Source organism: Sinorhizobium medicae (genome assembly GCF_007827695.1).
In the GTDB taxonomy this organism is placed as follows: Bacteria; Pseudomonadota; Alphaproteobacteria; order Rhizobiales; family Rhizobiaceae; genus Sinorhizobium; species Sinorhizobium medicae.
On record NZ_VITA01000015.1, the window covers coordinates 51,681 to 76,048 of the forward strand.

Genomic DNA, 24,368 nt, shown 5'->3' on the forward strand with positions numbered 1-24,368 from the left:
ATCACATGCTTGTTTATGCCGACGAAAACCTGGAGGTCATCCATCGGCGCGGAGGATCGCCCTATCTTCTCGTCACCTTTAACGAGATGGAAATGCAGGCGAACGGCAGCCGCTTCTGGGGGCAGCGTTTCTGCGAAAAGGCAGACATTGCCGCGCTCGGCTTCATCAGCCGTCGGCCGAACTGGTTTCCGGCCGCAAGCGTGGTCGCGGCGGTCAGGGCCGCAGCGCCGATCCTCGCCGCGGCGCCGGAACGAATTCTTTATGGCCACTCGCAGGGTGGTTACGCGGCGCTGCGATACCGTCGGCGTTTCGGCGCAGCCGTCGCTATAGCCTTCTGTCCGCAGATCTCGATCGATCCAAAGGCCGTGCCATTCGACAATCGCTTCATCCGCCACTTTGCGGCAGACCTGCACGGGAAAATGGGAATTGCCGCGGATCAGGCGGCCGGGCGCGCCTACCTGTTCTACGATCCTTTCCACACCGTGGATCGCCGGCATGCGGAGCGGATCGCCGCGATCCAGGAAGACACCCATCTGATCCCCGTCCACATGACCGGACACGGAACGGTCCGAGCGTTCGCCGGCACGGCACGCGCGCTATCGCTCATAGAGGCCTGCCGGAATGATGACCGGGCCGGTTTGAAAGCGCTGGCACGCTCGGCCCGTGTCGGTGCCACCATGCGCCCCTATCAGATCGCGGTTGCCGCGATAGCGCGCCATCCAGCCTGGGCCGACCGGTTCCTTCAACGCTTCGGGCATGGCTTTTCGCCTGTCGAGCGGGTCAACTTCCTCTACCATCGGGCCAACCGCCACATCCGGGACGGCGAGCTTTCGGTCGCGCGTGCGATGCTTGCCCAGGCGGTAGCACTTCAGCCGACCAATGCCGGGTTCGCCCGTCGCCTCGAGGAGCTTGAAAGCCGGATGTCGCGCGCCCGCGTCGCCACGCTCGAAGCCGTATAGGGGTGGGTTGGCCATATTGCCAGCTCGGCCTCTGGGTCCCGCTCTAGACCTAATTGGCACACGAGTCTGCCCGCGTCAGCCGCGGCGCCGATGCAGCGAAAGCCAGCCGTCCTCCACGAGACGTGCCTCGACATCGCTGTAATGCGCAAGCATGACATGCGGCAGTTCGGCCGCCGCCGCATGGGCTCCGGTGATGACGGCCACCTCGGCGCCCGCGGATTTGCCAGCGAGAACGCCTGCGGGCGCGTCTTCGAAGACGAGGCAATCCTCAGCACGAACTCCGAGCCGCTCGGCAGCAAGCAGGTAGCCCTGCGGATCCGGCTTCCCGACCGTGACATCCTCGCCTGTCACCATTAGGCGTGGTACCGGGATTCCAGCCGCCTCCAGCCTGCGCGCTGCCAGTTCCAGCGGTGCGGAGGTTACGATCGCCCACTTCTCCGGTGGCAGCGTCTTCAGGAAGGTCACCGCCCCGGGGATTTCGACGATCCCGTCCACGTCCGCGATCTCCGCCTCGGCAAGAATACGCGCCTCCTGTTCCGGATCGACCGACAGGCCCAGTGCGCGGATCGTATCGACGGCTCGCACCCCATGGACGACCTTCATGAGCGCCACCGGGTCGATGCCGTTGCGGACTGCCCAGGATCCCCAGACCCTTTCAACGACTGCCATCGAGTTGAGGAGTGTGCCGTCCATATCGAAAAGGAGGGCGGCGAAATTCTTTGTGAAGATTGCGGAGGAGGAGGTATCCAAACCGGGTCCTTTGGATTTGAGTTCATATGCTTTCCAGGTCGGCACAACTATCGCCTGAAGCGGTGCGGCACAATGCTTCAGCGGGGGTTTTATGGCCCCACACAGCATTACCCAATTCAGGTAGCAAGGTAGCCAACGGGAGGGGGGCGAAGGCGTGCAGTGCCCTAGCCGTATCCGTCCGTTACCAGAAAGTCGATCGGTCCTCCCGCCCGGTCGTCGTCGAAGACGGCGCAGGACAGCATGCCGCCGAAGACCGCGCCGGAATCGACATTGGTCCTGTTGCCGACAGTGCGCGGATTGCTCCGGCTCGGCGTATGCCCGTGACAGACATGCCTGCCCCAATAGGTGCCGGAATAGTTCGGATCGGTGCGCATCCAGAGGAGAATATCATCGCCCTGTTCGTCGAGAGGAATATTCTCGTCCACGCCTGCATGGACGAAAATGCGATGGCGCTCGATGATGATCGATGGCAGTTCTGCCATCCAGACCAGATGGCTCAAGGGAATGGCACCCCCATAAGAGGCCATCGTCTCCTCGCCGCCGTTGGTCAGCCAAAGAGACATCTCGGGCCGGCCCTTGCGCGCCGCCACCAGCATGGCTTCGTGGTTGCCCTTGAGCGTTATCCACTTCCAGCCCGTTGTACGCGGCCCGGCCATGATGCGCTCGACGACCCCGCGGCTATCCGGGCCGCGATCGACAAGATCGCCGAGGAAGATCACCCTGCCGCCGGCGGCGATCGATTCAATACTGGCCAGCAAGGTCTCGAGTTGTGCGAGGCACCCGTGAATGTCTCCGACGGCAAAGGTGAGACGCCGGCCATTCATGAATCGCTTCTCCTTTGCTCGTCCAAGACGGCGTGCTCCTTTCGCTGTTTGACAGAATCGGCCGTCGGTGGCCGCACCGGTATATCCGAGAAAAGCTCTAACGGATTCGGCAGCCGTCAGGAATGGGTTTCCACTCGAAAGCGCGCCCTCCTAAATGGCTTGAACAGCCGCCCCCATCAAGCTTCGACCGCTATTCGTCGGGTCTAGCGGCCAGACGAACCCTTCGGAATCGCCGAACTGGTAATCGAGACCGGATCGCTTGCGGGAAACGTATCTTCGAGGCCCTCTTCCAACTGCTCTTCCATAGCATGCTGGTCGTGTGATTGCCGGGCGTTCGCAAGCGCGCCTTCAGGGACGGACGGAGACCGTTTCGTCCCGGTGATGGCGAGAAGTGTTTCATCCGCGTCGATTGCTGCGGAGAGTATCTCCTTTGCCCTGGCAACGGCATTCAGCCTGTTCAGGCTGCCTTCGGCGTTTTGCGGACAGGAGACGGAGATGACCTCGCCGTTGGCGCCAACGAATTCGACGGTGAAGCCCGCCTTCCCGCCGCGCTCGGGATAGACCTGAATTCCCGCGATCTGCATCGGCTTCTCCCTCTAATGCACGCCCCGCCGGGGCGCGGATGCGGTGGCGCCTTTAGTCTACCAGATTTGGCGGAGCGCCAACAGCTTGCCCGGCGGAGGTATCCGCCGAACCCAGGCGAGCGAATAATCACCGAGGTTTTCAGGAACCGTGCAAACCGCCGAGATCTTGCGGCTCACCAACTTCTATCGCGTGTTCGTCCGGATCATAGACACGGAACACTCGCTGGCCCCATGCTTGCCGCTCAATGGGATGTATCAATTCCACGTGTCGGGCGATGTTTTCGAAGGCCGCCTCAACGTCGTCATGTTCGAAATACAAGAGCAAATTTCTTCGGCCGTAGGATTCTTCCGACTTTGAAGCCATCCGCCAAACTGTTCTTTCGAGCGAGCTTCCAGCGTGGATGGCGAAACCGGTTTCAAAGAGAACGAAGTCTCCAAAACCCTTCAGCACCTTTATACCGAGTATGTCCCGATAAAATTCCTTCGATCGGCTTATGTCGCGCACGAAAGGGATGGGATTGATAAAGCGCATTGAGTTCCTTCCTCGAAATTCAAGCTCATTATTGTAGATTTTCGGCAAGGCCCTTGCGAGGCCCTTTCAACCCATCCGGTTCGCACTGCACCGCCAAAGACGGCCAATGTACCCATTCGTACCGGATTGCCAGCTTTCTCATTCGATCGATTGACTTATTCGATCGAATGGTGCATTCTCCAGGCATGAAAAAGGACGCCAACCGACCCACGATACCCAGAGGCGACCGCGGCGATGCGACGCGGGAGAAACTGCTCATCATTGCAATCGACGTCTTTGGACGATACGGCTTCGATGGCGCGACGACGCGAAAGCTCGCCGACGCAGCGGGCGTCAACCTTCAGGCGATCCCCTATTATTTCGGCGGCAAGGAAGGGCTTTATATAGCGGCCGCCGAGCACCTCGCCTCGGCGATCGGCGGGCATGTCGGCGACCTGCGCAGCACGATCGTCTCGCGCATAGCCGAACTCGACGCAGCGGGCGCGCAGTTGACATCCGCGGAGGCGCGCCACTTCCTGACCCAGATGGTCCAGCGGATGATCATCCTCTTCGTCAGCAAACAGTCGGAAAGCTGGGCGCGCTTCATCATTCGCGAGCAGATGGAGCCGACCGAGGCCTTCAGGCGCATCTACGGCAGCATTATGGGGCCGATGATCGAAATGGCGCGGCGGCTGATCGGCGCCATTCTCCACGACGACCCGGCCTCTGAGCACATCCGTCTGAGGACCCTCTCCTTCGTCGGAAGCATTCTCGTGTTCCGAATGGCGCATGCGGCCGTCTATGCCCAACTCGAATGGGAGACCGCCGGACCGAAGGAGATCGAGACACTGCACCGGCATGCCGTCGAACTCGTGGCGGTGCTCGGTGCCGAAAAGGACCGCCGTTCATGAAAAAGATCGCCTTGATCGTTGTAATCCTCGCCGCGGCCGTCGCCGGGGCATGGTGGTTCGATCTTCCGGTTCGCCTCGGCTTTGCCGGCGAGACGCGGCAGGCGGTGCTCTACGGCAATGTCGACATTCGTCAGGTATCGCTCGGTTTTCGGGTGAGCGGGCGCATCGCCGAGTTGCGCGTGGACGAGGGTGATAGCGTTAGGAAGGGGGACGTCATTGCCAGGCTCGATGACGAGCCATTCCGACAGACGCTCGATGCGTCCGAAGCGGAAGCCGAGGCTTCCCGGGCGACCCTGACAAAGCTCAAGGCCGGCGCGCGCGCCGGCGAAATCGCTCAGGCGCGCGCCACCCACGAGGAACGCCTCGCCGAGCTCGAAAATGCGGAGCTTGCTTATGAGCGCGCGAAGCAGCTCCGTCCGAACGGCACGATCTCACAGGCGGAGTTAGACCAGTCAAGCGCAGGCCGCGCAGCGGCAGCAGCGCGCGCAAGGTCCGCCCGCGAAGGTCTGGCACTCCTCGAAGAGGGAAGCCGTGTCGAGGATATAGCATCGGCCGAGGCTCAGGTGGACGCCGCAGCGGCAAAGGCTGCGAGCGCCCGCACCTCGCTCAAGGACACAGAGCTCGTCGCCCCGAACGACGGCGTCGTGCTCTCGCGTGTGCGGGAAACAGGCGCGATCGTCTCACCAGCGGATGTCGTCTACGTACTTTCGCTGACAGAACCCGTCTGGGTCCGCGCCTATGTCGCAGAGCCCGATCTCGGCCGTCTCTATCCGGGGATGAAGGTGACGATCGCCTCCGACACGGCGCCCGGTCGCGCCTATGAGGGCACCGTCGGGTTCATTTCCCCGGTCGCAGAGTTCACGCCGAAATCGGTGGAGACGCCCGAGCTCAGAACCGACCTCGTCTACCGCCTGAGGATCGTCATCACCAATCCCGGCAAGGATCTTCGCCAGGGCATGCCGGTCACCGTGCAGCTGCCGGAAACGAAGGAAGCGTCCTGATGACCGCCATGGCAACGGCGCTCGACACGACCCCGTTTGTGAGGCTCACCTCTGTCACCAAGCGATTCGGTTCAGCGGCCCCTGCTTTAGACGCGGTTGCGGGCGATATCCTGGGTGGAAGGATCACCGGCATCGTCGGCCCAGATGGGGCGGGCAAGACGACGCTGATCCGGCTGATGACAGCTCTGATGCTGCCGGATGCGGGCAGCGTCGAAGTGCTTGGTTACGATACCCGCTCGGATCCCGCCGGCATTCAGGCGTCCATCGGCTATATGCCGCAGCGGTTCGGCCTCTACGAAGACTTGTCGGTTCAGGAGAATCTCGACCTTTACGCCGATCTGCGCGGTCTGCCCAAGTCCGAGCGGAGCCGCACCTTCGGCGAGTTGCTCGAGTTCACGGATCTTGCCCGGTTTACCACCCGGCTCGCCGGCAAGCTCTCGGGCGGCATGAAACAGAAGCTCGGGCTGGCTTGCGCGCTCCTTCGCAAGCCGCGGCTCCTGTTGCTCGACGAGCCCGGCGTCGGTGTCGATCCGATTTCTCGGCGCGACCTCTGGAAGATGGTCGAGAATTTGAAGGCGGAAGGCATCGGCGTCGTCTGGTCGACCGCCTACCTGGAAGAAGCAGAAGCCTGCGATCATGTCTTTCTGCTCAACCAGGGAAGGCTATTGTTTTCCGGTCCGCCGGCCGAGATGACCGGCCGCGTCGAGAACCGGGTCTTCCGCCTCTCCGGCATCCGTGGACGCCGGCGCGAAAAGCTTGCGCATTTTCTCGAAATGGAAGGCGTCGTCGACGGGGTGATCCAGGGCGAAGCCATACGTCTTGTCATGAAGCCGGGCCTTCAACCATTTCAGTCCAGAGAGGCGACCGGCGCGTATTGCGCGGCAGTCACGCCGCCGCGCTTCGAAGACGCGTTCGTCGATATGCTCGGTGGCGGCCCCGGCGGACGGTCGAGGCTTGCGGAAACACAGCGCGCCTTCGCCTCAGAAGACGGCAGATCCGTGATAGAGGCACGTGGGCTGACGAAGCGGTTCGGCGATTTTACCGCCGCAGACAACATCACTTTCGACATACCGCGCGGCGAAATTTTCGGCCTCCTCGGTCCGAACGGCGCCGGCAAATCGACAACCTTCAAGATGTTGTGCGGTCTTCTGACGCCGACCGCTGGCGACGGCCGCGTCGCCGGCTTCGATCTCAGGCGCGATGCGCCGGCGGCACGTAATCGGCTGGGCTACATGGCGCAGAAGTTCTCCTTATACGGCGATTTGAGCGTCATCCAGAACCTGAATTTTTTTGCCGGCGTTTACGGACTTGCCGGTGCGCGAAAGCGCGAGCGCATCGCGCTTATGGGAGAGATCTTCGATTTCCGCAGCGTGCTCGACATGTCGGCCAAGGATCTGCCGCTCGGCGTCAAGCAGCGCCTGGCGCTCGCATGCGCGGTCTTGCACGAACCGGAAGTGCTCTTTCTCGACGAGCCGACCTCCGGAGTCGATCCGATCACCCGGCGGGAGTTCTGGACCCACATCAATGGCCTCGTAGAAAAAGGCGTGACCGTACTCGTCACCACGCACTTCATGGATGAGGCGGAGTATTGCGACCGCATATCGCTCATTTATCGCGGCCGTTCGATCGCGCTTGGCTCACCCGACGAAATGAAGGCCCGCATCGCGAGCGAGGACCTTCCCGACCCGACAATGGAGGACGCATTCATAGCCCTCGTCCAGGGCTCGGAGGCGAAGGACGCAGCATGAAGGACCAAGGGAAACAGGCACAGGCTTACAAAAGCTCTGGACGCGCCCGCCGCTTCGCTGCCCTCGTTCGCAAGGAAAGTTATCAGGTCGTGCGCGATCCGAGCAGTATCCTGATAGCCTTCGTCTTGCCCTTGGTCCTTCTCTTTCTCTTCGGTTACGGCGTGTCGCTCGACACGACACGAACGCGTGTGGCCCTCGTCGTCGAGGAGACCAGCCCGCTCACCCGCGATCTTGCTGCGAGCTTTGAGGCCTCGCGCTACTTCTCCGTGGTCGCGGGACGCGACCGCAGGGAATTCGAAGACGAGCTCGTGCTTGGCCATGTGCGCGGCATAGTGGTGATCCCGGCGGGCTTTGCCGCCGATCACGCGGCGGCACGCCATCCGTCGGTCCAGGTGATTGTCGATGGCTCCGATCCGAACACCGCAAATTTCGTGCAGAACTATGCACAAGGCACGGTTGCCAACTGGGAGCGTCAGCGCATGAGCGAAGGCAGGAGCATGCCCCCGGCAATCTCCACCGAGCAGCGTTTCTGGTTCAACCCGCAGCTGACGAGCCGCAACTTCCTGGTTCCGGGGTCGATCGCCATCGTGATGACTCTTGTCGGCACGCTCCTCACCTCGCTTGTCGTTGCACGTGAATGGGAACGCGGCACGATGGAGGCAATGATGGCGACGCCCGTTTCCGCCGCCGAACTGCTCGCCGGCAAGCTCTTGCCCTACTTTGTCCTCGGTCTTACATCGATGACGCTTTGTGTTCTGCTTGCCGTCTTTGTCTTCGATGTCCCCTTCCGCGGTTCGGTAGCTGCGCTCTACGCTCTTTCGGCGACCTTCCTCATGCCGGCTCTCGGACAGGGGCTGCTGATCTCGGCCGCGACGAAGAACCAGTTCCTTGCCTCCCAGCTTGCGCTGATCTCGGCCTTTCTGCCGGCCTTTCTGCTGTCCGGTTTTCTTTTCGAGATCAATTCCATGCCCACCGTCATTCAATGGATCACCTATGCAGTGCCGGCAAGCTATCTCATACCCAGCCTTCAGACTGTCTTTCTGGCCGGGAACATCTGGCCGATGTTCGCACGCGCCATCGCGGTCATGTTCCTGATCGGCTGCATGTTCTTCGCGCTTGCCGCGCGCAGCACTAGAAAGAGGATCGGCTGACATGTGGTGGACACGGCTGAAGGCGCTGATCGTCAAGGAGCTGCTGGCGGTTCTTCGTGATCCGAAGGGGCGCACCATTCTGATCGGCCCTCCGATCATCCAGCTCCTCGTCTTCTCCTATGCGGCGACGCTCGAAGTGACAGATGTCGACATCATGGTGCTGAACCGAGACAATGGCCAGTGGAGCCAGGAACTCATCCAGCTGGTCGGCGGCTCTCCGACATTTCGCTCGATCGAGCTTGCAAGCAGCCCCGCCGAGGTCCGTCTGGCGATCGATACGCAGCGTGTCATCGCCGCTGTGGAGATCGGCCCCACCTTCTCCCGCGACATTGAGGCAGGAAGACCGGCTGAGGTGCAGCTGATCCTCGACGGCCGGCGCTCCAATGGGTCGCAGATCGTGTCCGGCTATCTCGGGCGTATCGTCAGCACGCTCGCAGCCGAAACGCCGGCCGGCAAGCGCGCGCCCTCCGAAACGGTCCAGGTCGTTGCCCGCAACTGGTTCAACCCCAACCTGACCTATCAATGGTTCATGGTGCCGAACCTGGTCGCGAGCATCGCTCTCCTGATCGGACTGATCGTCACGGCACTATCTGTGGCACGCGAGCGGGAACTCGGTACCTTCGACCAGCTCATCGTCTCGCCGTTGCGCACCCACGAGATTTTGCTTGGAAAGCTCATCCCGCCTATGATGATCGGGCTCTTCCACATCACCATATACATTCTTGCAGCGGTTTTCGTGTTCGGCGTGCCGCTGCGCGGTTCGCTTTTCCTGCTCTATGGCAGCGCCGTCTTCTATCTCGCCGCCGTCGTCGGTCTCGGTCTCTTCATCTCGGCACTGTCCAAGACCCAGCAGCAGGCGATCCTCGGGGCCTTTCTCTTCATGGTGCCCGCCATGCTTCTTTCGGGATTTGCGACGCCGATCGAAAACATGCCCTCCTGGCTGCAGCCGGTGACGCTGATCAATCCGCTGCGTTATTTCCTGGTGATCGTAAAGGGCGTGTTCCTCAAGGACATCCCGCTTTACGAAGTCGTCCACCAGACGCTTCCCCTTTGCCTGATCGCGATCGTCACTCTGTCATCGGCGGCGTGGCTCTTTCGCAAGCGTCTCGAATGAAGACTAAACAACCCGGCTAGGACCGGGGTAGCGGCTAACAACTTCATCGGACGTGACGAGCGTAAATCCTTCGACGAGAGACTGCGCGATCGCAATGCGGTCGAACGGTTCCTGATGGATCGGGGGCAGTTGATCAAGTGCCAACGCATGCGTGCCCTCTACCCGTAATTCCTGGTAGCCATTGTCCAGCAAACCTCGACGCAGAAGCCGTGGATCGGCATCGAAATCCATCCGGCCCAAGCCACGTTTGATCGCGATCTCCCACACGCTCGCCGCGCTGAAGTCGAGCGTATTCCCGGGGCCTTCGATGAGAGCACGGGCCTCATTCGACAAGCGGCCGGGTACACCGGCTGCCCAGAGGAGAATGTGCGTATCAAAGAATAGTCATGCGCCGAAAAGACCTTCGATCTCGTCACGGCCCATCCGATCGAAATCGTCCGGCACCGAAAACTGTCCTGCCATGAAGCCGATCCGCTGCACCTTCGCATCGGACGGCTGATCGAGCGGATCACCTTCACCATCGGTTTTCCCGCCTTGGCGATGATGAAGGGTTCTCCCTTAGCCGCCTTTTCGATCAGACGCGATAAATTGGTTTTCGCTTGGTGAATGTTGACGGTTTCTATCAAGGCCTCGGGTTCAACCTTAGTTCATTGAACTTAGCTGACTTCACCCGTCGTTTCAAAGCTACTGCGTTGCTTCTCGCTTCAGACTCTCAAAAACTCTTCAGTGGCGGCGATCTCATTCTGGCGGATGTCGTGGCCACCCGAATGCCACTTCAGTTCCACCGCCGCGTTCTGCTGCGAGAGGTAATCGCCCAGCGCTTGTGTCAGCGGGGCCGGGCAGATCGGGTCGCGTTCTCCGGCAGTGATCAGGATTTTCCGACCGGCGAGCGCGGCATTGGCCTTCGGGCGGAAAGGGATCAGCGGGTGCATGAGCACGGCCTTATCGAAGAGACCCTCTTCGATAAGGACATTCGCAAGGATGTTGGCACCGTTGGAGTAGCCGAGACCGATGATCTCCGAGGCCTCGTATTCGCTTGCGAGCGCCTTCACGAAACCCGCCATCTTCTCAGTCGCACGTGCTAGATCCGCCATGTCGTAGACGCCCTCGCCCGTTCGCCGGAAAAAGCGGGCGGCTCCATGCTCCGACACGTCGCCCCTTGGTGAAACCACCGTGGCTTTCGGCAGGAGCTGTGCTCCGAAGTCGAAGAACTGGTTCTCGTCGCCGCCGGTCCCGTGAAAAACGAAAAGGATGGGTCCGCCGGGACTGCCGGCTTTCAATTTATGCATGTAACCGTGATCAGGCATCGATTTCTCCATCATGCGCGCTTGCTTGCCAACACGCGTTCATCTGTGAATATTGGAATATTGAACCCTTCCCGGCGTAACGAGAAGGCCGGGCTGAAGCGGCAGACGCGTCCGCTTACGCTTCCAGCCTCTGTAAATGACCTTCGAGAATCGGCCGCAGGTGCTTGTGCTGCTGCGGAAGCTTCAGCGCCTCGCCCAGATGCGCGGTGTCCTCGTCGCGGTCGAAGCCCGGCTCATTCGTGGCGATCTCGAAGAGAACGCCACCGGGTGTGCGGAAATAGATCGCCCAGAAATAATCCCGGTCGATGACCGGCGTCACATGATAGCCGGTATCCATTAGCGCCTTGCGGACCTCGAGTTGCCGCTCCCGATTGTCGACGGCAAATGCGACGTGGTGCACCGAACCGGCACCCTGTGCAGCACGATTGATGCCGGGCAGTGTTTCGAGGTCTACGAGGTTCGCGCCGTTGCCGTCGGGGACGACCAGCCTCGTGACACCGTCCCTTCGATCGAGTTCCTCGTAACCCATGTACTTCAGCAGGTCGGCCGTGGCGCCCTCGTCACGCAACCGCATGGCGACCGAGTGGAAGCCGCGAATGGCGTAATCCCCGGAAAGGCCACCCTCGGTCCAGGGCGTGCGCGGGTCATCCCTGACCTCGACCAGAGCGAAACCGTCGCCGTCCGGCCCGGCAAAATTCAACCGCTTCTCACCGAAGCTTTCCGAGCGCTTGAGGCCACTCACACCGAGGCGCGTCAAACGGCCCTCCCAGAAGCCGAGCGAGCCTTGCGGGACAGAGAATGCCGTCGTCCCCACCTCTCCCGTGCCCGCACGACCGCGCGGCATCTGCGGAAAAGGGAAGTAGGTCATCACCGTGCCGGCTGTGCCGGTCTCGTCGCCATAGTAGAGGTGGTAGACATCCGGCGAGTCGAAGTTCACCGTTTTCTTGACGCGGCGTAGACCAAGCGTTTGGGTAAAGAACTGGTTGTTCGTACGAGCGTCCTCTGCCATGGATGTTACGTGATGCAGGCCTTTGATCTGTTCGAGCATGATCGGCTTCCTTTCTTCCCCCAGCTTTGGCGGGAGCGTCGATGGCGAATAGATGCTCCCTGGGCGGCGAGAGCGGAAGACCATCCCACACAGACGCATTGTCAACGCTACGTTGACAGAAGCGACACGCTGTCAACAACTGCGTCATAGAGCAGATGGAGTAAGGCACCCGCATGGGCGGCTTGCAACGCGTCAGACCGACAATTAGCATCGCGTGGCAGCGGCCGCGCAAAAAGGAACCTGCAGCCAAGACCGCGAGCGGGAGGAGGAGCCCGGGCATTCCGTGAAATACCGCTTCTTTCTCGCACTCCTTCTGGTGCCGGCAGCCGCCGGGTTAATCGCCGTGCAGGGAAACGCCGTCGCCACGCGCAGCTATATGCAGGAGGCCTCCTCGCAGGCACACACGGCGCTGCGACTGGCGGTGGCCGCTCTTAGCGGCCATTTGAACCGCTATCAGGCCCTGCCCGCGCTCATCGCCGACCATGACGACGTCAAGGAGCTGGTGACGCGTCCGAACGATGGGGAGCTGCGCGGCACCGTCAATTCCTATCTGAAAGAGATCAATGGACTTCTCAAGTCCTCCGACATTTACGTGATCCTGCCGAACGGCAATACGATCGCCGCGAGCAACTACGATGGACCGACGAGCTTTGTCGGAGAGAATTTCAGCTACCGGCCCTATTTCCAGGATGCGCTCAAGGGCGAGCAATCTCGCTTCTACGCGCTCGGCACGACATCGCTAAAGCGCGGCTACTACTTCGGCGCTCCTGTCCGCATCGGCGGAGATATCCGGGGCGTGATCGTGTTCAAGGTGGACATAGAGACGATCGAAGCCTCCTGGCAAGGCGGCGAATACAGGATCTTCGTGTCCGACCCGGAGGGTATCATCTTCATGAGCGGCAATCCCGAATGGCTCTACGCCGGGATCCTGCCCCTGACGGCTGAGCGGCTTGCCAGGACGGAAGCATCGCGGCGCTATGCCGATGCCGTTCTGCATCAGTTGCCGGCCGTGCAAAGTGAACTATCCGGACATCGGGTGTTAAGGGTCTCCGGGGGCAGCGACCGGGAATATCTCGTCCTCTCGCACTATATGCCCGAGGCCGATTGGACCGTGAACGTGCTCGCCGACACGGGCTCCGTTCGCACGCAAGCCTTGACCACGGTTGCCGCCGTCATGCTGCTGCTCTGCCTGACCGGGCTTGCGATCGCGATTTTCATCCAACGCCGTGCGCGGCTCAGGGAACGCATCCTGATGCAGGAGCAGGCACAGGAAGAGCTGGAGCGCCGGGTCGAAGAACGCACGGCGGATCTCGCGCGCGTCAACACGCAGATCGAGGCTGAAATCGCCGAGCGGCGGCTCACCGAGCAGCAGTTGCGGCAAACCCAGGCCGACCTCATCCAGGCGGGCAAACTCGCCGGTCTCGGGCAGATGTCAGCGGCCCTGTCGCACGAATTCAACCAGCCGCTTGCCGCCGCCAAGACCTACGCCGACAGCGCTGCACTGCTGATCGAGCGCGGCCGAACCGCCGAGGCGAGCGACAATGTGAGGCGCATTTCGGGCCTGATCGATCGCATGGCATCGATCAGCCGGCATCTACGCAACTTTGCCCGAAAACCCAATGAGAAGCTCGGCCCGGTTCGTCTCGACGAGGTGATGCGTGACACGCTCGAGATCGTGGCAGCACGAATCAAGACGGCGGGCGCAAAGATGGACATTGAGCTTGACGGGGACCTTATGGTCCGGGCCGGTTCGGTCCGGCTGCAGCAGGTGCTCGTCAACGTGATATCCAATGCCGCCGACGCCGTTGAGGGGCTGGACGACCGCACGCTCTCCGTGCGTGCCTGGCGCGAGGACGGCAAAGCCGTGCTGACCGTGCGCGACCGCGGCGGGGGCGTCGCGCCGTCGGTCGCCGAGCGCATTTTCGATCCATTCTACACGACGAAGGGCGTCGGCAGGGGTCTTGGCCTCGGCCTGTCCATTTCCTACAACATCATCAAGGATTTCGGAGGCAGCCTGACCGTGTCGAACCATCCGGAGGGTGGAGCGGTCTTTCGCATCGAGCTCGCCCTCGCCGGCCAAACCGGTCGCGAGGCAGCCGAATGAGCGAAAGCCGCATCCTGCTCGTCGATGATGAAGAGGAATTGCGCCGTTCCAGCGCTCAGGCACTGGAGCTTGCGGGGTTTCGGGTGGATACCTTCGCCTGTGCCGAAGACGCGCTCGAGCGCATCGCCTTCAGCTTCCACGGGGTGGTCATCAGCGACATCCGAATGCCCGGGATGGATGGAATGACCTTTCTGCAGCGCATCCGCGAGATCGATGCCGAACTGCCGGTGATCCTGGTGACCGGTCACGGCGATGTCCAGCTGGCGGTTCGGGCGATGCGTGAGGGTGCCTATGATTTCGTCGAAAAGCCTTTCACCGCCCAGATGCTCGCCGGCACCATACGCCGCGCGCTCGATTGGCGCGCTCTCGTGCTCGAGAACCGCCGGTTGCGGGCTGTCGCGGGGAAGCGCGACGACATAGAACAAAGGCTGCCGGGGCGGAGCCAAGCGATGGTGGATCTGCGCTACCGGGTCAGGGCGATCGGCGCCTCTGACGCCGACACGCTGATCATTGGCGAGACCGGCGTCGGAAAGGAAGTCGTCGCCCGTGCGCTTCATGATTTGAGCAGCCGCGCGAGGGGCCCGTTCATCGCCATCAATTGTGCGGCACTTCCTCAGAATCTGATCGAGAGCGAACTCTTCGGCCACGAGCCGGGCGCATTCCCCGGAGCGCTCAGGCCCCGTTACGGCAAATTCGAACATGGCCGCGGCGGCACCATCCTGCTCGACGAGATCGGCTCCATGCCTTTCGATCTTCAGGCAAAGTTCCTTCGCGTCCTGCAGGAGCGTGTCATAACCCGTCTCGGCTCGAACGAGACCGTTTCACTGGACGTTCGCTTCATCGCCACCAGCAAGGTCGATCTGGAGCGCGAGGTCGCAAATGGCCGATTCCGTGCCGATCTGCTTTACCGGCTGAATGTCGCAACCTTGAGAGTGCCGACGCTTTCGCAGCGCCGCTCCGACATCCCCTTGCTCTTCATGCAGCTCGTCCGCGAATCCGCCGCCCGATACGGCCGGGACGATGTCGAGATATCGGCGGCGCTCGCATCGGACATGGCTTCACGCGAATGGCCGGGCAATGTGCGTGAGCTGCGCAATGCCGCCGAGCGTTTGATCCTCGGTCTCGAACCCGAAAGCGAAGAAGCGCTCGCTCCTGCGAATGGGCAGCGCCTCGCCGAAAAGGTGGCCGCCTTCGAAAGAAGCGTGATCGCCAGCGCGCTGGCCGCCCACGGTGGAGCATTGAAACCCGTTTACGAGTCGCTCGGTATCTCGCGCAAGACGCTTTACGAGAAGATGCAGAAGTTCGGGCTCGACAAGAAGGCTTTGACTGAGGAGCGGTAGGGCTTCGCGTTGGTGGGAGCCGTGCCGTTCTCCGCGAGAAGGAAGGCGGTGAAAGTGGCTCAAGCGGCGCCGCGAGTTCCCCTTCGCCCGCCTGCGGGGAGAAGCTGCCGCAATGCGGATGAGAGAGGAAGCGCCACCCGCCGTTCCCTCACACGTTGAATGCCGCGCCGATCAGCGTCTTCGTGTAGGGCTCCCGCGGCGCCTTGAAAATCGCGTCAGTTTCCCCCTCTTCGACGATGCGGCCGTTTTTCATCACGATCACATAGTCGGACATCGCCTTCACGACTGACAGATCGTGGCTGATGAAGATGTAGGAAAGACCGTGCTTCTCCTGCAGATCGCGCAGGAGTGCGATCACCTGCCCCTGTACCGATCGATCGAGGGCTGAGGTCGGTTCATCGAGAATGACGACCTTGGGTTTCAGGATAATCGCGCGGGCAATTGCGATGCGTTGGCGCTGGCCGCCGGAGAATTCATGCGGATAGCGGTTGCGCGAGGCGGGATCGAGGCCGACCTCCTTCAGTGCGGCGATGGCCCGCCGATCGCGGTCGGCGCGGCTCAAGTCGGGCTCATGCACATGAAGGCCTTCGGTAATGATCTCGCCGACGGTCCGGCGCGGCGAGAGCGATCCGTAAGGATCCTGAAATACGAGCTGCAGCTGGCGGCGCAGTGGCCGCATCGCGCCGCGGTCAAATCCCGAAATATCCGTGGAACCAAAGCGATAGTAACCGCTACTCGGCAAAAGCCTCAGCAGCGCCCGTCCGAGCGTCGACTTACCCGAACCGGATTCGCCGACAATGCCGATCGTCTGGCCTTGCCTGAGCCTCAGGCTTACGCCGTCGACGGCCCGGAAGGCGGTCGAGGCGCCCCGGAAGAGGCCGCCGGGGATCGTATAGTCGACCCCGACATTGCGCCCCTCGAGGATGATCGGTGCATTGTCCGGGGGCGGAGCCTTGTGTCCGCTCGGCTCTGCCTCCAGCAGCATTCTGGTGTAGTCCGCCTCCGGCCGCTCGAAGATGTCGGCCGTCGTGCCCTGCTCCACAACCTCGCCGCGGCGCATGACCGCGACCCGCTCGGCGAAGTGTTTGACAATCCCAAGGTCGTGCGTGATCAGCACGATGGCCATGCCGAAACGCGTTTGCAGCGCCTTGAGCAAATCGAGGATCTGGGCCTGGATGGTCACGTCCAGGGCGGTCGTCGGTTCGTCGGCAATCAGGATATCCGGCTCGTTGGCAAGCGCCATGGCGATCATGACGCGCTGACGCTGACCGCCGGAGAGCTCATGCGGGTAGCTGTCGATGCGGCGCTGCGCTTCGGGAATGCCGACGAGCTCCAGGAGTTCGAGGACGCGCTTGCGCGCACCCTTGAACGTACCGCCGCGGTGATGGACGATCGGCTCGGCGATCTGGCGACCGATCGTGTAGAGCGGATCGAGCGAGGTCATCGGCTCCTGGAAGATCATCGTGATCTTCGAGCCGCGCACTCTGTTCAGGGCCTTCGGCGGAAGACCCACGAGCTCCTGGCCGCGGTAAAGCGCCGAGCCGGTCACCGTTCCGTTGTTGGCGAGCAGGCCCATGATACCCATCATGGTTTGGCTTTTGCCCGAGCCGGATTCGCCGACGACGGCGAGAGTCTCGCCGGAACGGACGTCGAGATCGATTCCCTTGACCGCTTCGACGGTCCCATCGGGCGTCGAGAAATCGACCTTGAGACCACGGACCGCGAGAATGGCGTCTTGCATCTCTGTCATGTCAGCGGTCCTTCGGGTCAAGTGCGTCGCGCAGGCCGTCGCCGACGAAGTTCAGCGAAAACAACGTCAGGACGAAGAAGATGGCGGGGAAAATAAGCAGCCAGGGAGCCGACTGAATGTTGTTCGCACCCTCCGAGATCAACGCGCCCCAACTCGTGAGCGGCGCCTGGACACCCAGCCCGAGGAATGACAGGAAGCTCTCCAGCAGAATGACCTTCGGCACGACGACGGTGACGAAGACGATGACCGGCCCGATCGTGTTGGGGATGATGTGCCGGCGGATGATCTGCCAGTCGGTCAGACCCAGCGCCTGTGCTGCACCAACGAACTCACGGCGTTTGAGGGCCAGCGTCTGGCCGCGGACGATGCGTGCCATGTCCAGCCACTCGACTGCACCGATTACCAGGAAGATCAGGATGAAGCTGCGGCCGAAAAAGACGACGAGCACCACGACGAGGAAGACGAAGGGCAGCGAATAGAGAATCTCGACGAAACGCATCATGACGTTGTCGACGCGCCCGCCGATATAGCCGGAAGTCGCGCCGTAAAGCACACCGATGCCGAGTGAAACGAGGCTCGCCAGCAGGCCGACGGCGATGGAGATCTGCCCGCCCAGCATGACCCGGACAAGCAGATCGCGGCCGTTTGAATCGGTACCGAAGGGGAAATATTCGCGAGCCACGTCGCCCTCGACCTTCAGCGTTCGGCCATCGCCCTCCGTTGCGACCACCTTGGTGTTCTCGAACTCGTTCGCCCGGTCGAAATAGCGCGTGGCGCGGGGATCGATCGGCGCATCCGACGTGACCGTGGCGGTGAAGCTCTGATCCTCGACGGCGAATTCCGTCAGCCTGACGCGGGCACGGGACGCCACGCCTTCCATCACGCCCTGAAGCGTCGAACTATCCGGTCGCGGCTCGAGGCTTGGCCCGATCGTGACATAGGACGGAAACACCTGATCGTAGCTATGGGGAGAAAAAAGCGGCCCTACGAAGGAAAAGAGGCCGATGAGAACCAGCATGACGCAGCCCGCCATGGCGGGGCGGTTCCGGCGGAAACGCAGCGCCGCGAGCTGAAACAGGCTGCGCCCCCTGGTTTCGGGCGCCGATGCCGGGATCTGAGCAATATCAGTCATGGCGAACCCTCGGATCGAGCAGGCCGTAGAGAATATCGACCAGAAGGTTGAAGAGGATGACGAAGATGGCGATGAGGATCACGGTACCCATCACAAGCGTATAGTCGCGGTTGATCGCGCCAAGAACGAAGTAGCGCCCGACGCCTGGAATGGTGAAAATCGTCTCCACCACGGCCGAACCCGTAAGCAGGGCGGCAGCACACGGAGCGAGATAGGAGACGACCGGCAGCATGGCTCCCCGCATCGCGTGCGTCACGACGACGGCGCGGGACGGCAGGCCATAGGCCTTCGCCGTACGGATATGATCCGTGTGGAGCGCCTCGATCATCGAGCCGCGCGTGAGCCTTGCGAAGACGGCAAGCTGGGGAAGCGCCAGCGCGATCATCGGCAGGATGAGAAATCGCAAAGATCCATCGCCCCAGCCGCCGGCGGGCAGCCACGCGAGCATGATCGCGAAGATCAGCGTGAGCACGGGGCCGACGACGAAGTTCGGAACGGTTACCCCGATGGTGGACACCGACATGACCGCGAAATCCAGGAAGCTGTTCTGCTTCAAAGCCGCGATCGTTCCCGTTATGACGCCGCCGACGACTGCCAGCAACAGCGCGTAGAAGCCAAGCTCCATCGAATAGGGGAGACCTTTGCCGATCAGCTGCGCGACATTGTTGTCGTGGTAAATGTAGCTCGGGCCGAAGTCGCCGGTGACTGCATTGCTCAGATAGTGAACGTATTGGCGCCAGAGCGGCTGGTCGAGGTGATAGGTCCTCATCAGATTCTCCATCGTGGAGGGCGGAAGAGGACGCTCGAGGTTGAAGGGCCCGCCGGGGGCGAATCGCATCAGGAAGAAGGATAGCGTGACGACGATAAACAGCGTCGGCACCGCACTCGCCAGCCGGCGAAGGATGAAGGAGATCATGGATTTGGCTCCGGAGGCGACGCGCAGATGCCCGCGCGTCGCCTCTGTTCGTTACTCGGCGATGCTCAGGAACTTGCTCAGGTGAGCGTTCGGCGCATTGTCCACCCAACCCTGGACCCGTTCCGAAACGAGCCAGAGGTCGGCCTGGGTCAGGAGGGGCGCTATCGGCTGTTCCTTCATCAGCAGCGTTTCGGCCTCATGCAGGATTTTCGAACGTGCTGCAGGATCCTGTTCTTCATAGGATTTCTTCATCAACGCGTCGAATTCCGCATTTTCGAAGTGGCCGTAATTGAACGTCTTGTTGGTGCTGAGGCTCAGCGCCAGAAAGTTCTCGGCATCGGCGTAATCGGCGACCCAGCCTGCACGCGCGACGTTGAACTTGCCGCCTTCCTGCAGATAGGCGTAGTGGGACGACACATCGAGATTCACCAGCGAGACCTTGGCACCGAAGGTGTTCTTCCACATGTCGGCAACCGCGGTCGCGACACGCTCATGGTTGGGGTTGGTGTTGTAGCGGATTTCGATGTTGAGCGGCTTGCCGCCTTCGCCGTAGCCGGCTTCCTTCATCAACTCGATCGCCTTGTCCTCGCGGTCGAGTTGCGACATGTCCCCGAAATCGGCCTTGGCGGGATCTCCGTAGCTCTCGATGCCTGGCGGCACCATCGAATAGGACGGCAGCTGCGAGCCGCTGTAGATTTCCTTGGCAAGGAAGTCGCGGTCAACCGCCATAGAGAGTGCCCGGCGGACCCGGACATCGTTGTAGGGCTCCTGGCGCGTGTCGAAAGCGTAGTAGTAGGTCGCAAGCGTCGGAGAAACGTGCACCTGTTCACCATAGGATTTACGCAGGCGGTCGATCTGGTCGGCCGAGAAGTTATAGGCGAGGTCCATTTCCTTCGCTTCGAAACGGCGCACCGAGGCGGCCTGATCATCGATCGGATAGAAGATCACCTTGTCGAGCTTGACGTTGGCGGCATCCCAGTAGTTCGTGTTCTTCTCCACGGTCAGGCTGTCGTTCGGCACATGTGACGCCAGTTTGAAGGCCCCGTTCGAAACCATCACGCCCGGCTTCACGAAGTCGGCACCGTTCTTCTCGACGTTCGCCTTGCTGACCGGAAGAGCCGTCTGATGTGCGAGCAGTTCCAGGAAGAAAGGCGTCGGACGTTCGAGGGTGACTTCGAGCGTCTTCTCGTCGACGGCCTTCACGCCGAGCTGGTCGACCGGCAGTTCGCCCTTGTTGACCTTTTCCGCGTTCTTGATCGGGAACAGGATATTGGCGTACTCGGCCGCCGTCTTCGGATCTTCCACCCGACGGAGGGAGAAGGCGAAATCTTCTGCCGTCACCGGTGAGCCGTCAGACCACTTGGCATCGGCACGCAGTTTGAAGGTATAGACGGTACCATCATCCGAAAGCTCCCAGGTTTCGGCGGCACCCGGTACGATCTTTCCCGCGGCATCATAGATGGTCAGGCCTTCATAGAGGTCCTTGAGAATGAACTCCTCGATATTGATGGAGGTGTGAGCCTGGTCGAGCGTCTGCGGCTCGCCGGCATTGCCGCGGTGAAGTACCGCCTCGGCGAGCGCGGGGCTTGCCCCCATGAGCAGCGAACAGATGAGCGCCGCGCCGGCGAGATTATGTCTGAGTGAAGCCATTTTTCTTCTCCTTCCCCTCGTTTTTGGGTTCATTGATCGAAGGAGAGAAGTGCAAATTCTCAGCGAACGCAAGCTGATCGGTTCGGAAAATTGCATCCTTCTCTTTAAAAGACGAACACCTGTAAACGCCCAGGTTGCACAGCATCTGCAATGAGTTTCCGCTTCTCGTCGGCGCATGTGCACCGCGCGGAGCCGAGAGGCGGATGTCCGACTGCAACGTTGTAGTTCGCTTCAGCCTTGCTGCGTCCGCTTCTCACAGGAAGGCCGGAAAAAACCTGTCATGCAACCTTCATGAATTGTAGCGGCACTTTACGTAATATGCACAAAAAAGTGACCGCCTTGCTGCAATCTTTTTGCAAATCGGTCCTCCTTCACCACACGCACCTGAACCCGACACCCAGCGCGGGCTTCGGGGCCGGAGCCGGCAGTCGGCCGGCGAAAAGCTGCGACCGCCCCGCGGGGCGCACCCAGAGTGGCAGCACCACCAGAGGGCGAAAGTAGCGAATTCTGACTGCATGATTTCTCATCCACAAAAATTTGGCCTGACGCACGTCCATCAAGCGACCGGCAGCACCGCCGGGCCGGTTGCCAAAAGCCCCGCATGAATTATTGTGCCTCGAATTGGCGCCCGATTGGCGCGGAGCATCAGGGAGTTAATGATGGCATTGATCACATTGCGGCAACTGCTCGACCACGCGGCAGAGAACAATTACGCGCTGCCGGCCTTCAATGTGAACAATCTCGAATATATCCAGGCGGTCATGCGCGCCGCGGATGCGACCGACTCTCCTGTCATCCTGCAGGCAAGCCGCGGCGCGCGCGCTTATGCCGGCGACGCCTTTCTCCGCCATCTGATCCTTGGAGCTGTGGAAGAATATCCGCATATCCCCGTCTGTCTCCACCTCGACCATGGCGACCAGCCGTCGACCTGCATCTCGGCGATCATCAACGGCTTCACCTCCGTGATGATGGACGGCTCGCTGGAGAAGGACGGCAAGACCGTCGCGAGCTACGAATACAATGTCGCCGTCACGGCCGAAGTCGTGAAGATCGCTCATGCGGCCGGCGTTTCCGTCGAGGGGGAACTCGGCTGCCTCGGCAATCTGGAGACGGGTGCCGGCGACAAGGAGGACGGGCACGGCTTCGAGGGCAAGCTCTCGCGCGAGGAACTGCTCACCGATCCCGAGCAGGCCCTCGACTTCGTCTCGAAGACCGGCGTCGATGCCCTCGCGGTGGCGATCGGCACCAGCCACGGCGCGTACAAGTTCACGCGCGAACCCGACGGCGAAATCCTCTCGATTGAAACGATCGCCAAGATCAACAAGCGGTTGCCGAATACGCACCTCGTCATGCACGGCTCATCGAGCGTGCCCGCCGGTCTCCAGGAACTCTTCAATGCCTATGGCGGCAAGATGAAGAAAACCTGGGGCGTGCCGGTATCCGAGATTCAGAAAGCCATTCCGCTCGGCGTGCGCAAGGTCAACATCGACACGGATCTCCGCCTCGCCTTTACCGGAGAGATCCGCAAGAATCATATCGAACATCCGGACAATTTCGACCCGCGCAACTATCTGAAGCCGGCGATCGCCCACATGGCCGAGGTGTGCAAGGAGCGTTTCGAGGCATTCCGCTCCGCCGGGCAGGCCTCGAAGATCCGGGTGCTGCGTTTGCCGGAAATGGCCAAGCGTTACGCGGCCGCGTAAGATCGCGGTTCGGGAAGACATGCAAAAGCCAACTCCCCATCTCGCGGAGGGCCACATGGGGAGTTTACGTTGCGCTGTCCGCGCGCGTCTCATGCTCGTATAGCTGATCCATGCTGAGCGACGCGACGTCGGCCAGTGCGGCCTGACCCTTCACGTGCCCGGAACCAAGGACCACGACGTCGTCGCAAAACGAGATCGTGCTCCTGTGATGGCTGATCACGATCGTCGTGCGTCTGCCGGCTCTTAATCGCAGCGTCTCGACGATCGCTGCCTCCGACAGGCCGTCAACCGCATTGGTTGCCTCGTCTAGGATCAGGATCGCCGGATCGCGCACGAGGGCCCTGGCAAGCGCGATGCGCTGCCTCTGCCCTGCCGAGAGGCTGGCCCCCCTGTAACCGACGACTGTCTGATAGCCCTGCGGCAGCTGCTCTATGAAGCCGTGGGCCTCGGCGAGCTTCGCGGCACGTTCCGCTTCCACGAAGGTGGCGCTCTGACCATAGGTGATGTTTTCCAGAATGCTGCCGTCCACCAGTTCGAGATCCTGGCTGGCGACGGCGATCTGGCGCCGCCACTGGATCGGATCGATCTCACTCAGAGGCACCCCGTCGACGAGGATGCATCCTTCATCCGGCTCGACGAAACGGCACAGAAGATTGACGATCGTGGTCTTTCCCGCGCCTGAACGACCGATGATCGCCGTCGAACGACCGCTGCGGATTTCGAAGCTCGCGGAACGCAAAACGACTGGCCGCACCTCGGAACCTGGATAACGGAAGGTCACCCGGTCGAACACCAGGATCTCGTGCAGGCCGTCGACCGGAGTTTTGCCCTCCGGAGGCTTCGGCTTGTCGGACGAGTCGAGAAGCCACCGCACCTCTTCGAGCGACCCGCTCCAGCCCTGGATCTGGCTCCAGGACATCTGCAGGGCGCGCACATGCGGCTGCAGGCGGTAAAGCAGGACGACGAAGGCGACGATCACCGGAAAGCTGACGCCGACGGACCAGGCGCTAACCACCACCGCGAGAAAAAGCGCCGAATGGAGAACTTCGGTGAGCGGCGGCAGCGCACCCTGTCGTGATTGCAGCACGAAGCCGGCCCGGCGAACGGCGTCCGAGGCCGAATCGAATGCCTGCTTCTCGCGCGGTTCCTGACCGAAGACACGGATCAGCCGCCCGGCGTGCACCAGATGCAGCATTCTGGCGGAAAGCTCGCTGTTGAAGGAAGTGACATGGCGGCTCGGGCCCTTGAGCGTCGCCGAAAGGGCCGCGTGCGCAAGCTGGACGAGGACAAGGCCGAGCGCAACGAACAGCGTCATCTGCCACGACATGAGCAACAGAAAGGCGAGAAGGATCAGCGCGGCTGAGCCATGCACGATCGCGGCGAGCACAGTCTGGATCGCGTCGGACGCGCGCCACGATTCATTGGATATGATGTTGAGCAGCCGGCCCGGATTATGCTGCATGAAGAAGGGATATCCGATCCGCAGCAACTGATCCGAGAGCGCGCTGCGGACGGAGTGGCTGGCTTTGCCGTATATGAAGGTCGTGAGCAGCGTGTTGGCGAAGGAAAGAACGTTCTTGAGGAGGATCAGAGCCAGCACCGCTACCGAAATCGCCAACAGGCGCTCGCCGTCATCAAGGCCCTCCCCCATCCCCTGGAAATAAGCGGAGATGCCGCTCAGGCCGGTGGCCTGCTCGTCTCCGGCAATGATGCTCAGCATAGGTATGATGAGCCCGATGCCGGCGCCTTCGAGCGCAGCGCTGGTAAGGCCGAGAATGACGACGGCCGGAAGCAGGCGCATTTGGCGCCCTAGCGCGCCGCGAAGGACTTCGAGACCTGGCAATAGAAATCTACGCATGAATGGC

Annotated in this window: 20 protein-coding genes and 2 pseudogenes; 9 read left to right on the top strand and 13 right to left on the bottom strand. The window is 61.5% G+C overall.

The window, feature by feature from the left end; translation table 11 throughout:
• Positions 1-5: 5 nt before the first annotated feature.
• On the top strand, positions 6-959 hold the full coding sequence (locus tag FB009_RS23005; protein WP_024311710.1) for a hypothetical protein: 954 nt from the start codon (positions 6-8) through the stop codon (positions 957-959).
• 75 nt (positions 960-1,034) lie between these two features.
• Here the strand turns inward: FB009_RS23005 and FB009_RS23010 are convergent, their stop codons facing one another.
• From FB009_RS23010 to FB009_RS23025, 4 genes are all read right to left on the bottom strand, one after another.
• Positions 1,035-1,709, bottom strand: coding sequence for an HAD family hydrolase (locus FB009_RS23010; RefSeq protein ID WP_024311711.1), 675 nt, complete (start codon positions 1,707-1,709; stop codon positions 1,035-1,037).
• Between the two features lie 164 nt (positions 1,710-1,873).
• Entirely contained in the window at positions 1,874-2,533 is a 660-nt protein-coding gene (locus FB009_RS23015) for a metallophosphoesterase family protein (RefSeq protein WP_024311712.1), read from the bottom strand.
• A 203-nt stretch (positions 2,534-2,736) separates the two neighbouring features.
• Complete coding sequence (locus FB009_RS23020) at positions 2,737-3,117, bottom strand: hypothetical protein (RefSeq protein WP_024311713.1); 381 nt, start codon at positions 3,115-3,117, stop codon at positions 2,737-2,739.
• 139 nt (positions 3,118-3,256) lie between these two features.
• Complete coding sequence (locus FB009_RS23025) at positions 3,257-3,649, bottom strand: VOC family protein (protein WP_102045108.1); 393 nt, start codon at positions 3,647-3,649, stop codon at positions 3,257-3,259.
• A gap of 185 nt (positions 3,650-3,834) precedes the next feature.
• Here FB009_RS23025 and FB009_RS23030 point away from each other — a divergent pair, with 185 nt between their 5' ends.
• Genes FB009_RS23030 through FB009_RS23050 form a run of 5 tightly spaced genes read left to right on the top strand, consistent with a single transcriptional unit; the run spans position 3,835 to position 9,553 of the window.
• The gene (locus FB009_RS23030) at positions 3,835-4,539 is read left to right on the top strand and encodes a CerR family C-terminal domain-containing protein (RefSeq protein ID WP_012061629.1); all 705 of its coding nucleotides are present in this window, start codon (positions 3,835-3,837) and stop codon (positions 4,537-4,539) included.
• Positions 4,536-5,540, top strand: coding sequence for a secretion protein HlyD (gene hlyD / locus FB009_RS23035; protein ID WP_024311715.1), 1,005 nt, complete (start codon positions 4,536-4,538; stop codon positions 5,538-5,540). Before FB009_RS23030 ends, hlyD begins: the two co-directional genes overlap by 4 nt.
• Entirely contained in the window at positions 5,540-7,288 is a 1,749-nt protein-coding gene (locus FB009_RS23040) for an ATP-binding cassette domain-containing protein (protein ID WP_012061627.1), read from the top strand. The genes hlyD and FB009_RS23040 overlap by 1 nt, the downstream gene beginning before the upstream one ends.
• Positions 7,285-8,439: an ABC transporter permease gene (locus FB009_RS23045; protein ID WP_024311716.1), complete on the top strand. Its 1,155-nt coding sequence runs from the start codon at positions 7,285-7,287 to the stop codon at positions 8,437-8,439. The genes FB009_RS23040 and FB009_RS23045 overlap by 4 nt, the downstream gene beginning before the upstream one ends.
• 1 nt (position 8,440) lies before the next feature.
• Positions 8,441-9,553: an ABC transporter permease gene (locus FB009_RS23050; RefSeq protein WP_127580610.1), complete on the top strand. Its 1,113-nt coding sequence runs from the start codon at positions 8,441-8,443 to the stop codon at positions 9,551-9,553.
• Positions 9,554-9,556: 3 nt separating this feature from the next.
• Here FB009_RS23050 and FB009_RS23055 read toward each other — a convergent pair.
• The 4 genes and pseudogenes from FB009_RS23055 to FB009_RS23070 form a co-directional block, all read right to left on the bottom strand.
• A pseudogene (locus tag FB009_RS23055) lies at positions 9,557-9,937 on the bottom strand (type II toxin-antitoxin system VapC family toxin); the annotation flags it as partial.
• Positions 9,938-10,176 (bottom strand): annotated as a pseudogene (locus FB009_RS23060) (type II toxin-antitoxin system Phd/YefM family antitoxin). It abuts the pseudogene before it with no gap.
• Between the two features lie 81 nt (positions 10,177-10,257).
• The gene (locus FB009_RS23065; protein ID WP_012061622.1) at positions 10,258-10,860 is read right to left on the bottom strand and encodes an alpha/beta hydrolase; all 603 of its coding nucleotides are present in this window, start codon (positions 10,858-10,860) and stop codon (positions 10,258-10,260) included.
• Between the two features lie 115 nt (positions 10,861-10,975).
• Positions 10,976-11,908 carry a VOC family protein gene (locus FB009_RS23070; protein WP_024311718.1) on the bottom strand — a complete coding sequence of 311 codons (933 nt, stop codon included), beginning with the start codon at positions 11,906-11,908 and terminating at the stop codon, positions 10,976-10,978.
• A 283-nt stretch (positions 11,909-12,191) separates the two neighbouring features.
• On the opposite strand from FB009_RS23070, the gene FB009_RS23075 reads away from it, so the two are divergent.
• Both FB009_RS23075 and FB009_RS23080 read left to right on the top strand, forming a co-directional pair.
• On the top strand, positions 12,192-14,012 hold the full coding sequence (locus FB009_RS23075; RefSeq protein WP_127580608.1) for a sensor histidine kinase: 1,821 nt from the start codon (positions 12,192-12,194) through the stop codon (positions 14,010-14,012).
• Positions 14,009-15,352, top strand: coding sequence for a sigma-54-dependent transcriptional regulator (locus tag FB009_RS23080; RefSeq protein WP_012061619.1), 1,344 nt, complete (start codon positions 14,009-14,011; stop codon positions 15,350-15,352). The genes FB009_RS23075 and FB009_RS23080 overlap by 4 nt, the downstream gene beginning before the upstream one ends.
• 148 nt (positions 15,353-15,500) lie before the next feature.
• Here FB009_RS23080 and FB009_RS23085 read toward each other — a convergent pair whose 3' ends face one another.
• Genes FB009_RS23085 through FB009_RS23100 form a run of 4 tightly spaced genes read right to left on the bottom strand, consistent with a single transcriptional unit; the run spans position 15,501 to position 20,800 of the window.
• Positions 15,501-17,102, bottom strand: coding sequence for an ABC transporter ATP-binding protein (locus FB009_RS23085; RefSeq protein ID WP_012061618.1), 1,602 nt, complete (start codon positions 17,100-17,102; stop codon positions 15,501-15,503).
• Position 17,103: 1 nt separating this feature from the next.
• Complete coding sequence (locus tag FB009_RS23090) at positions 17,104-18,234, bottom strand: ABC transporter permease (RefSeq protein WP_024311721.1); 1,131 nt, start codon at positions 18,232-18,234, stop codon at positions 17,104-17,106.
• Positions 18,227-19,150 carry an oligopeptide ABC transporter permease OppB gene (gene oppB, locus FB009_RS23095; protein ID WP_024311722.1) on the bottom strand — a complete coding sequence of 308 codons (924 nt, stop codon included), beginning with the start codon at positions 19,148-19,150 and terminating at the stop codon, positions 18,227-18,229. Before oppB ends, FB009_RS23090 begins: the two co-directional genes overlap by 8 nt.
• 51 nt (positions 19,151-19,201) lie before the next feature.
• Positions 19,202-20,800, bottom strand: a complete 1,599-nt coding sequence (locus tag FB009_RS23100; RefSeq protein ID WP_024311723.1) for a peptide ABC transporter substrate-binding protein — start codon at positions 20,798-20,800, stop codon at positions 19,202-19,204.
• A 659-nt stretch (positions 20,801-21,459) separates the two neighbouring features.
• On the opposite strand from FB009_RS23100, the gene fba reads away from it, so the two are divergent.
• Entirely contained in the window at positions 21,460-22,503 is a 1,044-nt protein-coding gene (fba, locus tag FB009_RS23110; RefSeq protein ID WP_024311724.1) for a class II fructose-bisphosphate aldolase, read from the top strand.
• Between the two features lie 64 nt (positions 22,504-22,567).
• Here the strand turns inward: fba and FB009_RS23115 are convergent, their stop codons facing one another.
• On the bottom strand, positions 22,568-24,361 hold the full coding sequence (locus FB009_RS23115; RefSeq protein ID WP_018012899.1) for an ABC transporter ATP-binding protein: 1,794 nt from the start codon (positions 24,359-24,361) through the stop codon (positions 22,568-22,570).
• Between the last annotated feature and the right edge of the window lie 7 nt (positions 24,362-24,368).

Excerpts from the sequence above, each read along its gene's own strand:
- FB009_RS23005 (WP_024311710.1), top strand. The coding sequence starts at position 6 with ATGCTTGTTTATGCCGACGAAAACCTGGAGGTCATCCATCGGCGCGGA.
- FB009_RS23015 (WP_024311712.1), bottom strand. The coding sequence starts at position 2,533 with ATGAATGGCCGGCGTCTCACCTTTGCCGTCGGAGACATTCACGGGTGC.
- FB009_RS23020 (WP_024311713.1), bottom strand. The coding sequence starts at position 3,117 with ATGCAGATCGCGGGAATTCAGGTCTATCCCGAGCGCGGCGGGAAGGCG.
- FB009_RS23025 (WP_102045108.1), bottom strand. The coding sequence starts at position 3,649 with ATGCGCTTTATCAATCCCATCCCTTTCGTGCGCGACATAAGCCGATCG.
- FB009_RS23030 (WP_012061629.1), top strand. The coding sequence starts at position 3,835 with ATGAAAAAGGACGCCAACCGACCCACGATACCCAGAGGCGACCGCGGC.
- hlyD (WP_024311715.1), top strand. The coding sequence starts at position 4,536 with ATGAAAAAGATCGCCTTGATCGTTGTAATCCTCGCCGCGGCCGTCGCC.
- FB009_RS23040 (WP_012061627.1), top strand. The coding sequence starts at position 5,540 with ATGACCGCCATGGCAACGGCGCTCGACACGACCCCGTTTGTGAGGCTC.
- FB009_RS23045 (WP_024311716.1), top strand. The coding sequence starts at position 7,285 with ATGAAGGACCAAGGGAAACAGGCACAGGCTTACAAAAGCTCTGGACGC.
- FB009_RS23050 (WP_127580610.1), top strand. The coding sequence starts at position 8,441 with ATGTGGTGGACACGGCTGAAGGCGCTGATCGTCAAGGAGCTGCTGGCG.
- FB009_RS23065 (WP_012061622.1), bottom strand. The coding sequence starts at position 10,860 with ATGCCTGATCACGGTTACATGCATAAATTGAAAGCCGGCAGTCCCGGC.
- FB009_RS23070 (WP_024311718.1), bottom strand. The coding sequence starts at position 11,908 with ATGCTCGAACAGATCAAAGGCCTGCATCACGTAACATCCATGGCAGAG.
- FB009_RS23080 (WP_012061619.1), top strand. The coding sequence starts at position 14,009 with ATGAGCGAAAGCCGCATCCTGCTCGTCGATGATGAAGAGGAATTGCGC.
- FB009_RS23085 (WP_012061618.1), bottom strand. The coding sequence starts at position 17,102 with ATGACAGAGATGCAAGACGCCATTCTCGCGGTCCGTGGTCTCAAGGTC.
- FB009_RS23090 (WP_024311721.1), bottom strand. The coding sequence starts at position 18,234 with ATGACTGATATTGCTCAGATCCCGGCATCGGCGCCCGAAACCAGGGGG.
- oppB (WP_024311722.1), bottom strand. The coding sequence starts at position 19,150 with ATGATCTCCTTCATCCTTCGCCGGCTGGCGAGTGCGGTGCCGACGCTG.
- FB009_RS23100 (WP_024311723.1), bottom strand. The coding sequence starts at position 20,800 with ATGGCTTCACTCAGACATAATCTCGCCGGCGCGGCGCTCATCTGTTCG.
- fba (WP_024311724.1), top strand. The coding sequence starts at position 21,460 with ATGGCATTGATCACATTGCGGCAACTGCTCGACCACGCGGCAGAGAAC.
- FB009_RS23115 (WP_018012899.1), bottom strand. The coding sequence starts at position 24,361 with ATGCGTAGATTTCTATTGCCAGGTCTCGAAGTCCTTCGCGGCGCGCTA.